The 11,340-nt window shown below is 68.0% G+C and carries 13 protein-coding genes; 6 read left to right on the top strand and 7 right to left on the bottom strand.

Annotated features, from left to right (window positions below; translation table 11 throughout):
* Positions 1 to 4: 4 nt before the first annotated feature.
* A complete protein-coding gene (locus ABFX45_RS19505; protein ID WP_112226197.1) occupies positions 5 to 469 on the top strand; it encodes a PPOX class F420-dependent oxidoreductase in 465 nt (154 codons plus the stop codon).
* Between the two features lie 3 nt (positions 470 to 472).
* On the opposite strand, the gene ABFX45_RS19500 is transcribed toward ABFX45_RS19505, so the two are convergent.
* The 3 genes from ABFX45_RS19500 to ABFX45_RS19490 form a co-directional block, all read right to left on the bottom strand.
* Positions 473 to 1,129 (bottom strand): VOC family protein, encoded by a 657-nt coding sequence (locus ABFX45_RS19500; protein WP_346131562.1) that lies wholly within the window; start codon positions 1,127 to 1,129, stop codon positions 473 to 475.
* A 16-nt stretch (positions 1,130 to 1,145) separates the two neighbouring features.
* On the bottom strand, positions 1,146 to 3,146 hold the full coding sequence (locus ABFX45_RS19495) for a putative bifunctional diguanylate cyclase/phosphodiesterase (protein ID WP_233439540.1): 2,001 nt from the start codon (positions 3,144 to 3,146) through the stop codon (positions 1,146 to 1,148).
* A 72-nt stretch (positions 3,147 to 3,218) separates the two neighbouring features.
* A complete protein-coding gene (locus ABFX45_RS19490) occupies positions 3,219 to 3,560 on the bottom strand; it encodes a hypothetical protein (protein ID WP_045316915.1) in 342 nt (113 codons plus the stop codon).
* Between the two features lie 349 nt (positions 3,561 to 3,909).
* On the opposite strand from ABFX45_RS19490, the gene ABFX45_RS19485 reads away from it, so the two are divergent.
* Positions 3,910 to 4,671: a glycerophosphodiester phosphodiesterase family protein gene (locus ABFX45_RS19485; RefSeq protein ID WP_109636919.1), complete on the top strand. Its 762-nt coding sequence runs from the start codon at positions 3,910 to 3,912 to the stop codon at positions 4,669 to 4,671.
* A gap of 54 nt (positions 4,672 to 4,725) precedes the next feature.
* Positions 4,726 to 6,132, top strand: coding sequence for an MFS transporter (locus tag ABFX45_RS19480; RefSeq protein ID WP_346131561.1), 1,407 nt, complete (start codon positions 4,726 to 4,728; stop codon positions 6,130 to 6,132).
* Positions 6,133 to 6,171: 39 nt separating this feature from the next.
* Here ABFX45_RS19480 and ABFX45_RS19475 read toward each other — a convergent pair whose 3' ends face one another.
* From ABFX45_RS19475 to ABFX45_RS19465, 3 genes are all read right to left on the bottom strand, one after another.
* Positions 6,172 to 7,050: a hypothetical protein gene (locus ABFX45_RS19475; protein ID WP_146231560.1), complete on the bottom strand. Its 879-nt coding sequence runs from the start codon at positions 7,048 to 7,050 to the stop codon at positions 6,172 to 6,174.
* On the bottom strand, positions 7,047 to 7,394 hold the full coding sequence (locus ABFX45_RS19470; protein ID WP_233439539.1) for a PadR family transcriptional regulator: 348 nt from the start codon (positions 7,392 to 7,394) through the stop codon (positions 7,047 to 7,049). Before ABFX45_RS19470 ends, ABFX45_RS19475 begins: the two co-directional genes overlap by 4 nt.
* A 62-nt stretch (positions 7,395 to 7,456) precedes the next feature.
* On the bottom strand, positions 7,457 to 8,632 hold the full coding sequence (locus tag ABFX45_RS19465; protein WP_346131560.1) for a YncE family protein: 1,176 nt from the start codon (positions 8,630 to 8,632) through the stop codon (positions 7,457 to 7,459).
* A 271-nt stretch (positions 8,633 to 8,903) separates the two neighbouring features.
* Between ABFX45_RS19465 and ABFX45_RS19460 the strand changes: the two genes are divergently transcribed.
* The 3 genes from ABFX45_RS19460 to ABFX45_RS19450 all read left to right on the top strand — a co-directional run bounded on the left by ABFX45_RS19460 (position 8,904) and on the right by ABFX45_RS19450 (position 10,648).
* Complete coding sequence (locus ABFX45_RS19460; protein WP_109636914.1) at positions 8,904 to 9,659, top strand: thymidine kinase; 756 nt, start codon at positions 8,904 to 8,906, stop codon at positions 9,657 to 9,659.
* 238 nt (positions 9,660 to 9,897) lie between these two features.
* Positions 9,898 to 10,242: an RNA polymerase-binding protein RbpA gene (locus tag ABFX45_RS19455; protein WP_030466135.1), complete on the top strand. Its 345-nt coding sequence runs from the start codon at positions 9,898 to 9,900 to the stop codon at positions 10,240 to 10,242.
* Between the two features lie 172 nt (positions 10,243 to 10,414).
* Entirely contained in the window at positions 10,415 to 10,648 is a 234-nt protein-coding gene (locus ABFX45_RS19450; protein WP_346131559.1) for a hypothetical protein, read from the top strand.
* A 14-nt stretch (positions 10,649 to 10,662) separates the two neighbouring features.
* On the opposite strand, the gene ABFX45_RS19445 is transcribed toward ABFX45_RS19450, so the two are convergent.
* Entirely contained in the window at positions 10,663 to 11,310 is a 648-nt protein-coding gene (locus tag ABFX45_RS19445) for a TVP38/TMEM64 family protein (RefSeq protein ID WP_109636912.1), read from the bottom strand.
* Positions 11,311 to 11,340 lie beyond the last annotated feature (30 nt).

Genomic DNA, 11,340 nt, shown 5'->3' with positions numbered 1-11,340 from the left:
CATCATGCCGAAGATCGCCACCGCCGACCTCGTCGACCGGCCGCAGCTGCTCGAGTTCCTCCGCCCCCGCCACCACGGCGTCCTGATCACCCGCCGCTCCACCACCGACGGCGTGCAGGTCTCCCCCGTCTCCTGCGGCGTCGACACCGAAGGCCGCATCGTCGTGTCGACGTATCCGCAGCGCGCGAAAGCCCGCAACGCACGCCGCAACCCGTCCGTCACCATGTGCGTGCTCTCCGACGACTGGGACGGCCCCTACGTCCAGATCGACGGCACCGCCGAGGTCCTCGACCTGCCGGACGCACTGGAGGACTTCGTCGACTACTACCGCTGCATCGCGGGCGAACACCCCGACTGGGACGAGTACCGCGCCGCCATGCTGCGCCAGGGCAAAGCACTGATCCGCATCACCATCGACAGCTGGGGCCCCATCGCCACCGGCGGCTTCCCGCCCGAACTCGAAGCCTGAGCCCTAGCCGGACCAGTTCCCGCCCCACGCCACCGGCTTCTCCAGCAGCTGGCAGTATCCGCCGTGCGGACCCTCGATCGACGCGATCATCCCGATCGGCAACGGTCCAGGGCCGAACGACACCTCACCGTCCAACTCGGACACACGCGCGCACGCGGCCTGGATGTCGTCGACAGCGAAGTAGACGCTCCAGTTGGACTCGGCACCCAAGCAGGAGTTCATGGTCCCCGCGACCGGACGCGGATCACCATGCCGCGCCGACGTGTACAAACCCAGACCCGGCTGCCCCTCCGCGGCGTCCCAGCCGAGCTCACGCTTCCAGTACGCCCCGTCCTCATCCGGCGCACTCGTCATCAACTCCACCCAGCACGGCTCACCGTGCCGCGGCGGCGGCGCCCACGGACCGTGCAACACCCGACCACTGTCCACAGAGGAATTGGCCATCAACGCGCGCGGCTCGTCACCACCGAAGAACAACCGCCAACCCTCTTCACCCGCAACAACCTGCGCCGCGAGTCTGTCACCCACCCAACCCGTGAACGAGCCACCAGGCTCCGCGATCACCGTCCACCCGAGCACACCGGCGAAAAAATCCACCGACGACTCAGGCTCGGCAACACTCAACTCAAGACGACGCAAACCACAAGACGACACGGGCATCCCATCAAGGCGGTGATCAGGAGCGCGCACCATCCTCTGCTCCGACCACCCGAGACGACAATGCACCATTCGGCGGCATGCGCTCCGCGTTCACCACGTCACGCAACGGCACCGGCCTGCCGAGGTGAAAACCCTGCCCCACCCGCACACCCAGCTTCTTGAGAGCCTCCACCTGCGACGGCCGCTCCACCCACTCCGCCACCGCGGACAACCCCAGCCCGTTCGCGATCTGCACGATCCCCGACACCAGCACCGCGTCCGCGTCACTGGTCTCGATGCCCTTCACGAACTCACCGTCGATCTTGATCCCCGTGATCGGCAGATGCTTCAGATGCACGAACGACCCGAACCCCGACCCGAAGTCGTCCAACGTGATCCGGCACCCGAAACTCCGCAACTGCGTCGCCAGAGTCACCGCGGCGTCCAGATTGGTCACCGCCGCCGTCTCCGTGATCTCCAAACCCAGACGCCCGGGCGCGACACCCGCCGAACCCAGCTTGTCCAGCACGAAGCCACCGAAGTCAGGATCTTCCAACGTCCGGCCCGACACGTTGACGTTGAACCGCAGCCGCGAATCCGGCTCCTCCACCAACGCGTCGATCGCCGTCGACAACACCCACCGATCAACCTCGAGAATCAGGTTGCTCCGCTCAGCCACCGGCAGGAAGTCCGCCGGACCGAGATACGGCTCCTGCCCGTCCTCCAACCGCAACAACAACTCGTGACCAAGAGTCGTACCGGTGCTCAGCTCCACCATCGGCATGCCGTACAACGCCAGACCACCACCGGCCAGCGCCGACCTCAGCCGATCCAGCACACTCACCCGCTTCACCGTGTCCGCGTAGTGATTCGGCTCGTACACCGTCACCCGGTCCCGGCCCGCCGCCTTCGACGCGTACAACGCCAGATCCGCGTTCGCCAGCACCAGCTCCCACGAGTCACCAGGACCGAACTCCGCCAGCCCCGTGCTCACCGTGATCCGCGCCGGCGTACCGATCCCGGCCAGCGGGAAACCCGCCACCGCTTCCTTCAGGTTGTCCGCCACACCCGACGCGTCCTCCAAGGACGCACCCGGCAGCACCACCGCGAACTCGTCACCACCCAGCCTGGCGATCAACCTGTCACCGAGCCGCGACTGCAGAGCACTCGCCAGCATCCGCATCACCCGGTCACCAACCGCATGACCACGCAGATCGTTGACATCCTTGAAGTTGTCCAGGTCCAGAACGAGCAGAGCACCCGAACCGTTGTTCGCCAGCTCCTGCTCCAACGCCCTCGTCAGAGCCCTTCGGTTCGGCAGACCCGTGAGCGGATCCTGCTCCGCCATCCTCACCAGCTCGTCGTGCACCCGCGACGACTGAGTGACATCGTGCGCGGTCCCCAACGCCCGCACCGGCGTGCCGTCGTCGTCCACGACGACCTCACCGAAACACTCGAACACCCGCTCCTTGCCATCAGGCCGCAGCATCCGATGCGTGTACGTGAAGACCGAACCCGTCTTCAGCGCCGCGTCGAGCGTCTCCTCGATCATCGGCAGGTCGTCCGGGTGCACCAGCCGCGAGTACAACTCGAAGTCGAACGCCGTCCCCGGCGCGAACCCGAACATCTCCAGCAGAGTGTCCGACCAGGTCACCTGGTCCTCCGAGATGGACCACTCCCACGTACCCATCCGCCCCAGAGCCTGAGCCCGCCGCAGAGCATCCGCCTCCTGGGTGACCGTCAGCTCACGATCACGCCACGCCGACACGTCCACGACCTCGTACATCAGGTCGTCACCCAGCCGCGAACACCGCACCTCGAGCCACTTCGGACCCGGCGCCAGCACCTCCCTGGTCGGCGCGGGCGCCTCAGGCACCCCCGGCAACAGGGCAGGCAACGACCGCCCGTACGCCTGCTCGACCGGAACACCGAGCACCGCACCCAACGCACGGTTGCACCACAACAGGTTCCCGCGCGCATCCGTCACGGCATAGCCGACATCCGCTCGGTCCAGCACCGTGCGGCAGTAGGAGGTCACGCGCGTCATGATCGTCCGATCACCGGACGTAAGCAACCCGCTACGCCGGTCAGTTCGCTGTTTTGCGAACGGCTATCGCAGCCGCTCCAACCCCTTGGCCGACTCCACCAGCTCCGCGGCCAGCTTCCGCAGCTCCTCGTTCTCCGCCCCGTCCTGCGCCGCCGTCACCACGTCCTCCGCGGCACACCGCAGCTGGAACAACCTGTCCTGCAGATCAGCCAGCTCGGCGGTGGACAACACGACGGCGTCCTCCGGAAGCCCACCCCGCTGCAACGCCGCCCTGCGCTCATACGCGCGCTGACGACACGGCTGCGCGCAGTACCGCCTCGGCCGGCCTATCCGCCCACTCCCCGGCAACCGCCTCCCGCACCACGCACAGTGCTTGGGCTCATCCGCCTCCATGGAGCGCTCCATGGCGCGCGACGGTAGCGGGTGGCGGGTGGTGGGCTCCAGCGACGCGCCAGAAACCCAGACCTTCGTAGGGGACCGGACAGTACTGGTTCGACGATTGGTGTTGGTTTTGGGTTGGGTTTGGTTTTGTTGCGATGGGTTCGTTGGGGTGCGGGGCGCCCTGCGCGGGCGGCGGAGGAGCTTTGGTTTGGTCATCGTCGCTTCGTGACGATTGGGGTTCCGGCGGTGCGGGCTGGGACAGTGGACTGTCAGGCCTGAATTTGGTCCACACTGAAATAATAGAGATTAAGAAGAAAGTGTCACGCCACCCACTGTCCACCCTGGAGCCACTGGTGGAAGGCACACTCAAGGGGTGACCCACCCGTACCTCGCCGGCCCGCACCCCCGAGCCTTCGCCCACCGCGGCTGGCACGTCGACGACCTCAGCGGCATGGAGAACTCGCTGAGCTCGTTCCGGCGTGCCGTGCGGGAGGGCTACCGCTACATCGAGACCGATGTGCACGCCACGGCCGATGGTGTCGTTGTGGTGCACCACGACCACACCCTCGACCGCACCACCGACGGGCAGGGACGAGTGGCCGACCTGCCCTGGACCGAGGTCCGGCAGGCGCGGGTCGGCGGGCGGGAGCCCATCGCGCGGCTCGCGGACGTGCTGGAGGAGTTGCCGGACACCTTCTTCAACATCGACGTGAAGACCGATCGTGCCGTCGAGCCGATCCTCGGGCTGCTGCGCAAGGCCAAGGCGCTGCACCGGGTCTGCCTGGCGAGCTTCTCGGACAACCGGCTCGCCCGGCTGCGGCGCAGTGGCGGGCCCGAACTGCTCACCTCCATGGGACCGCGGTCCGCCGGCGCGCTGTGGGCGGCCGGGCGGATTCCGTTCGCCGGGCTGGCGGTGCGCGGGCAGGTCGCGCAGGTGCCGGTCAACCAGGGACGGCTCACCGTCGTGGACCGCCGGTTCGTCCAGGCGGCACACCGGCGCGATCTTGAAGTGCACGTCTGGACCATCGACGACGAGGCCGACATGCGGGCGTTGCTCGACATCGGAGTCGACGGGCTCGTGACCGACCGGCCCGACGTCCTGCGGGAAGTACTCCGGTCGCGCGGCACCTGGTAACAGGTTGGACAGTCGATCATTGGACGTGTCGGCGGACAAGTACAGTCCGCCGACATGAAGGTCAAGGGCGACGACGCCGCCGACGCCAAAACCGCCCGCCGCCGGGAACAGCGCGGCTGGGTCTGGTACGACGTGGCGAACTCCGTGTTCCCCACGTCCGTGGTCACAGTCTTCTTCTCGCTGTACCTCACGAGCATCGCGACCAACGCCGCCAAGGCCGACACCGCGCTCAACGGTGCCACCCCCTGCGCCAACGACAGCGCGTTCGAGCGCTGCGACGTCACGATCCTCGGGCTGCAGTTCCCCGCCGGTTCGCTGTGGGGCTACCTGCTCTCGATCGCGACCGTGATCCAGGTCGTCGTCCTGCCGGTCATGGGCGCCATCGCCGACCGGACCCAGAACAAGAAGAAGATGCTCGCCGCCTTCGCCTTCACCGGCTCCGCGGCCACCATCGCCCTCGCGGCCGTCGAAGGCACCAACTGGAAACTCGGCGTGCTGCTGTTCGTCATCGCGAACATCTGTTACGGCGCCAGCGTCGTCGTCTACTACGCCTTCCTGCCCGAGATCGCCACACCCGACGAACGCGACGGCGTCTCCAGCCGCGGCTGGGCCTACGGTTACCTCGGTGGTGGCGTGGCGCTCGCGATCCAGCTCGCCATCACACTCTCCGCCGACTCCCTCGGCATCACCTCGGGCGACGCAGCGCGCATCGCGTTCGTCATCTCCGGCGTGTGGTGGGCCACGTTCACGCTCATCCCCCTGACTCGCCTCACCGAGCACCAGCCGCCGCACGGCCGCGAACACGGCGCCTCCGTGGTCTCCGCCGGCTTCAAGGAGCTCGGCACCACCATCAAGCAGGCCAAGGCCTTCCCCCTCACGCTCGCGTTCCTCGGCACCTACCTGATCTACACCGACGGCATCGCGACCGTCGCGAACGTCTCCGCCCAGTACGGCAGCGTCGAGCTCAAGTTCGAGCAGCAGACGCTGATCACCGTCATCCTGATCGTCCAGTTCGTCGCCTTCCTCGGCGGCGTGTTGCACGGCCAGGTGGCCAAGCGCGTCGGCGCCAAGAAGACCATCCTCGGCTCGCTGCTGGTGTGGATCGTCGTGATCACCGCGGCCTTCTTCGTGAAGACCGGCGACGAACTGCAGTTCTACCTCGTCGCCGCGGGCATCGGCATCGTGCTCGGCGGCACGAACGCCCTGTCCCGCAGCCTGTTCAGCCAGATGGTGCCGCCCGGCCGCGAAGCCCAGTACTTCTCGCTCTACGAGGTCGGCGAGCGCTCCACCAGCTGGCTCGGCCCGCTGGTCTTCGCCGGTGTCGGCCAGGCGACAGGGAGCCTGCGGCCCGCCATCCTCGCGCTGATCATCTTCTTCGTCGCCGGCTTCGTCCTGCTGATCTTCGTACCCGTCCGCCGCGCCATCAAGGCCGTCGGGAACGAAGAACCGAAGCTCGTCTGACCGGTGCGGTGGCGCTGACCGCGGTCAGCGCCACCGCGTTCACGACATCCGCGCCCGCGGCTTGCGGACCGGCGCCAGCGCGCTGAGCACGAGCAGCACCACGAGCGGCAACGCGAGGATCAGCGCCTCTCCCCCGACGAGCAGGAACGCCAGCGGCGCCAGCTGCAGCACCGCGAACAACGACAGCGCCCGCCCAAGCACGAAGTCGCCGCGCACGAACGCGACCACGCGCAGAACCACAGTCACCAAGGCGATCGCCAGCAGCCCGGTCCCCGTCGCGAACCCGCCGAGCAACCCCAGCAGCAACGCTCCCCCGCCCCACCACACGAGCCTGCGCCCCGGCGGCGTCGGCGCCTCCCGGTGGAAACCCAGGCACAGACACAGGAACGTCACCAACGCCGGCAACTGGAACAGGCTCCACAACAGCGCGTACTCCGGCTGCACCAGCCCGATCACCGCCAGCACCACCGGGGCGAACGCCGCGATCTTGGCCAGCGTCTTCCGTCCGCTCAGCAGCGCCGCGAACGCCACCAGCGGCCCCAGGTCCAGCACCCGCCACCAGGTGATCAACGGCGCCCACTCCGGGTTGCCGTACGCCACAGCCAGGCTCGTGATCGCCGACCCCGCGTAGAACACGCCGAGCAGCAGCCCGATCATGCCCAGAGCCCGCACGACCTCGCCGCGCCACACCACCCTCGCAGGCACGCCCGTGAGCGCCGCGCCGGCCGCCAGATGCGTGCGCACCGCGAGCCCGAGAACCGCCCCGGTCTCACCCCACCCCGGCCAGCTGTGCTCCAGGTCGAGATCGTCCGTGCGATCGGCCAGGAAGATCCCGACCATCTCCTCCTCTCGGTCCTGCCGGTACCACTTCGGCAGCACCCGCAACAGCCGCCGGTACCGCCGCTCCAGATTGCTCATGCCCTGCTCGCCCATGGTTGGACACCCCTCCCCCTCAGCACCGCTGAAGCCGCCCGCACGTTCGCGCTCAGTCGCGCGACCTCGGCCTGCAGCGCCCGCACACCCGAGTCGGTGAGCTTGTAGTAGCGCCGCAGCCGGCCCTGGTGCACCTCTTCACGGTCGCGCTCGGCGAGCCCGTCCGCCACCAACCGGTCCAGAACGCCGTACAGCGTGCCCACGCGCAGCACCATCCGTCCCTCGGACAGCTGCTCCACCGCCTGCACGATCGCGTAACCGTGCAGCGGCTCCTCCGCCAGTGCGGTGAGCACGAGGAACGCCTGTTCGGACATGACCCGACCACTCATGTCGCTGAATATATCGCGACGCGAGCTATATCGGGAACCGGAATGACCGAGTTGGTTTGTTTTCAGGCAACACTGAAGCTATTGAGTATGCTGGTGGGGAGCCGTCCGAGCCGTTCACGCTGCGGGAAGTCGCCGACCGGCACCCGCGCCACCTCCCTGCCCGTCCGGTAGTCGACCACCGACACGGCGTCCAGGTTGGACAGCGTGACGAAGCAGTGGTTGCCGTCGACGCTCGTCAGAGACCAGTACGGCAACGCCCCCACCGGGTAGTGGACGTAGTGGTCGGCGGTGAGGCCCGGCCGCGAGACGATCGCGGTGTAGTCGTCGATCGTGCCGGCCATGCACAGCTTGTCCGCTCCCCCGTTGAGCGCCATGCCGTGGTGCGCGGAGTTCTGCGGGTACTCGTCCTCCTTGAGCCTGCGGCCCGCGTCGCTGAACGGCATCTCCACGGTCCTGGTGACGCGGCCGCTGACGAGGTCGAACTCCGCGAACCCGTTGAGGTAGGACAGCTGCAGGTAAAGGGTCTTCTCGTCGGGCGTGATCACCGACGGCCGCACGCCGTGCTCGAAGTCGTACGACCGCACCTGCTGCAGGGTCTGCGCGTCGACGACGGTGATCCGCTTGGCACCCTTGGCCCAGTTCATCCACTTCGGCAGTGCCGGGTTGCCGATGCTCATGTTGTAGATGCGCTGACCGTTCGGCGAGTACATGTTCTCGTGCGGATAGGCGCCGGTCGCGAACGAGCCGAGCACCCGGCCGTCGGCCACGTCGAGCACCTGGGCCTTCTCCGCGGTGATGGCCGAGATGACGTACTTGGTGCCGTCGGGCGACAACGTGGCGTGGTCGGCCTTGTAGCCGTCGAGTTGGGTGCGCCACTTCTGCTGCCGTGACGCGACGTCGAACGCCACGGCGTCACCGAGGTTGCCGCGCGATACGACGAGCGTGCGGCCGTCCGGCGTGAGGTGGGCGTCGTCGACGAACTTGTCCCCCACCTGGCCGCGGATCACCTCGTAGGCGGCGCGGCGGACCGGGTCCATCTCGTCGATGCGCTGCTGCTTGTCGGCGGCGACGTCCATCGTGCCGATGTTGGCGAAGGTGCGGCCGTCGAGGAACGTGACGGTGCCGGCCTGGGAGTTGCCGACGATCACGACGTCGCGCAGGGTGTCGGCCGCGCTCGCCGCGGGTGCGCTGGTGAGCCCCAGGCAGACGACAGCCAGCAGGAGACGTGCAGGGTTCATCGCCTCTGGTCCTTTCAGGTGTGTCGTTGGTACCTGACACCTGAAGGATTCTCACCTTTGGGTGATGATCGGGACCGCCATTCGCGCGATGCCGAGAATCAGTCAACACTGAAGTCATCAATGCCGCTGAGTCGAGACGATGTTTCGACAGGCGGCGCAGCGGCAACATCCAGCCAACGGATCTGCGGCTGACACGGAGGGACGCACGATGGGCAGGGATACGCCGTGGGGATTCCAGTTGATCAGGAGCCAGGCACTAGGGTGACCCGCCGTGGACGCCCTTCCCGATCCGACAGATGCCCTCTCCGCCGTACCTGTCGCGGGTTCCCGGCGCTCGACGCCGGTGGTGGGGCACCTCAAGTTCTTCTTCGGCCCCATGGACTGCGGCAAGTCGACGCTCGCCCTGCAGATCGACCACAACAACTCGCGGCAGGGCCGGCGAGGACTTCTGCTGGTGCGGCACGACAGGTCGGGGCGCCCGCAGATCTCCAGCCGCATCGGCATCACGCGCGAAGCCGCGGAGATCCGCGACGACGATCTCCGCCGGCTCGTGCGCGCGGAGTGGGCCGAGGGCCGGCGGGTGGACTACCTGATCGTGGACGAGGCGCAGTTCCTCTCCCCCGAGCAGGTGGAGCAGCTGTCGGAGCTCGCGGACGACGTCCAGGTCGACGTCTACTGCTTCGGGCTCGCCACCGACTTCCGCGGCGAGATGTTCCCGGGATCGCGGCGGCTGTTCGAACTGGCCGACGAGCTGAAGGCCATTCAGGTCGAGGTGCTGTGCTGGTGCGGCGTGCCGGGACGGTTCAACGCGCGAGTGCGGGCCGGTCGGGTGATCCGGGCCGGGGACACCGTGCTGGTCGCGGACACGGTTTCGGACACGGAACAGCACCGATCGGGTACAGAGAGCAACGGTGTAACCGATACCACGGAAACTACTGTCCGTTATCAAGTGCTCTGTCGGCGTCACTTCCGGCTGGGTGACCTAGGCCCTGACGTCGCACAAAGTGGTCAGCTCCGACTGGCCTAGCCGGTTACACACGGCCGCCGCTAGGCCATTAGAGTGACGCATGAGCACAGTAGCTTGATAACGCGTCACGATCCTGTGGCGATCGCATCCATTAGTAGGAAGCCTTCGTTGACGAGTGAACGACGTCACTGTGGGCGACCATGAGAGCGAACCGGAAACAAACGGAGCAATCCGGGCGTTGCACACGGTGAGCAAGAAGCCTGGGCCCCGGCCCTGAGCCGAGCGAAAGGACACCGCCATGGCCGACCGCGTTTTGCGTGGCAGCCGGCTCGGAGCAGTCAGCTACGAGACCGACCGCAACCACGATCTCGCTCCGCGCCGGGCAGCGCGGTACGCCTGTCCGAAGGGACACGACTTCGAGGTCCCCTTCTCCGACGACGCCGAACTGCCGCCGACCTGGGAATGCCGTCTCCACGGCACCGAGTCGAAGATCATCGATGGCGTCGAGCCGGAGGTGAAGAAGGTCAAGCCGCCGCGCACGCACTGGGACATGCTCCTGGAGCGCCGGTCGATCCCCGAGCTCGAGGAGCTGCTCGACGAGCGCCTCGAAGAGCTGCGCGGACGCCGCACCCGCACGGCCTGACCCATCACAGACGCTTCAAGCCGTCCCGGTCTCCCGCCGGGGCGGCTTTTTGCGTGTCAGGGCCCCTCACCGGCCGTAACGCCACGTCGCCGGCTCTCGAACCTCGGGTCATGACGTCGAGGCCGCCCGGGAACACCTGCGGCGCATCGGCGAGTACCGCGAAGCCAGCGCGTTGTTCCTGCAGGCGCGGAGCACGGCGCCGATCGCCGCCACGATCCTCGGCTGTCTTGTCGTGCTGAGCGTGCAGGAGAACGACCCGCAGCAGGCCGGCACGCTGGAGCCGGACGGCGAGGGCCAGGACCACGCCGCGCGGATCGCCGACAGCCTGCGCCGCGACCAGGCCGCGCTCGACGACGTGCCGCATCGCACCAGCCAGAGTCCGCCGCTGACCCCGCACCACGAGTGATGGTTCGTGCGGGGTCAGGTCTCCTGCCGCGCCGGCTTGCCGCGCACCAGTTCCCTGCCCCACCACAGGCCGATGGCCGCGAGCACGGCCCAGACCGACAGCGCCACGATCGACCGAGGTGACCCCAGGTCGCTCAGGGCGTCACCGAGCACCGCGGCCAGCACGGTCGACGGCACCAGGCCCAGCGCCGTGCCGAGCGCGAAGTCCCGTGCGCGCACGGACGTGACGCCCGCGCCGTAGTTGGCCAGCGTGAACGGCAGGACCGGCAGCAGCCTGACCACGAGCGTCGCCTCGACACCCCGGCGCGCGAACACCTCCTCCAAGGTGTGCAGCCGCTTCCCCAGCCATCCCTTGACCGCGTTCCTGCCGAGCCCGCGGGCGATGCCGAACGCGATCATCGCGCCCGCGGTGAACCCGGCGATCGCGAGCACACTCCCCCACACCACGCCGAACAGCAGCCCGGCCGCCGTGGCGAGCACGGGTTTCGGGAAGAACACCGCCGTGCCGAGCGCGCAGACGGCGACGAAGACCACCGGCGCCGCGTTCCCCGCGTCGTCCACGAGCTCACGCAGCCTCGCACCGTCGGGGATCTCGGCGAGATGGGCCAGCACGGCCAGCGCGGCGACGAGCAGGACGAGGAAGATGAGGCCCGCACGTCGCATCCGTCCAACGTACCCGGCAAGCTGGAGCGC

Origin of the sequence: Lentzea roselyniae, from assembly GCF_039537795.1 — a bacterium.
GTDB classification, from domain to species: domain Bacteria; phylum Actinomycetota; class Actinomycetes; order Mycobacteriales; family Pseudonocardiaceae; genus Lentzea; species Lentzea atacamensis.
The sequence above is the reverse complement of the archived record's forward strand: the minus strand, read 5'-3'. Positions and strand labels throughout refer to the sequence as shown.

Bases quoted from the DNA above. Each gene is read 5' to 3' on its own strand.
- ABFX45_RS19505 (WP_112226197.1), top strand. From the start codon at position 5: ATGCCGAAGATCGCCACCGCCGACCTCGTCGACCGGCCGCAGCTGCTC.
- ABFX45_RS19500 (WP_346131562.1), bottom strand. From the start codon at position 1,129: ATGCCCGTGTCGTCTTGTGGTTTGCGTCGTCTTGAGTTGAGTGTTGCC.
- ABFX45_RS19490 (WP_045316915.1), bottom strand. From the start codon at position 3,560: ATGGAGCGCTCCATGGAGGCGGATGAGCCCAAGCACTGTGCGTGGTGC.
- ABFX45_RS19480 (WP_346131561.1), top strand. From the start codon at position 4,726: ATGAAGGTCAAGGGCGACGACGCCGCCGACGCCAAAACCGCCCGCCGC.
- ABFX45_RS19475 (WP_146231560.1), bottom strand. From the start codon at position 7,050: ATGAGCAATCTGGAGCGGCGGTACCGGCGGCTGTTGCGGGTGCTGCCG.
- ABFX45_RS19470 (WP_233439539.1), bottom strand. From the start codon at position 7,394: ATGAGTGGTCGGGTCATGTCCGAACAGGCGTTCCTCGTGCTCACCGCA.
- ABFX45_RS19465 (WP_346131560.1), bottom strand. From the start codon at position 8,632: ATGAACCCTGCACGTCTCCTGCTGGCTGTCGTCTGCCTGGGGCTCACC.
- ABFX45_RS19455 (WP_030466135.1), top strand. From the start codon at position 9,898: ATGGCCGACCGCGTTTTGCGTGGCAGCCGGCTCGGAGCAGTCAGCTAC.
- ABFX45_RS19445 (WP_109636912.1), bottom strand. From the start codon at position 11,310: ATGCGACGTGCGGGCCTCATCTTCCTCGTCCTGCTCGTCGCCGCGCTG.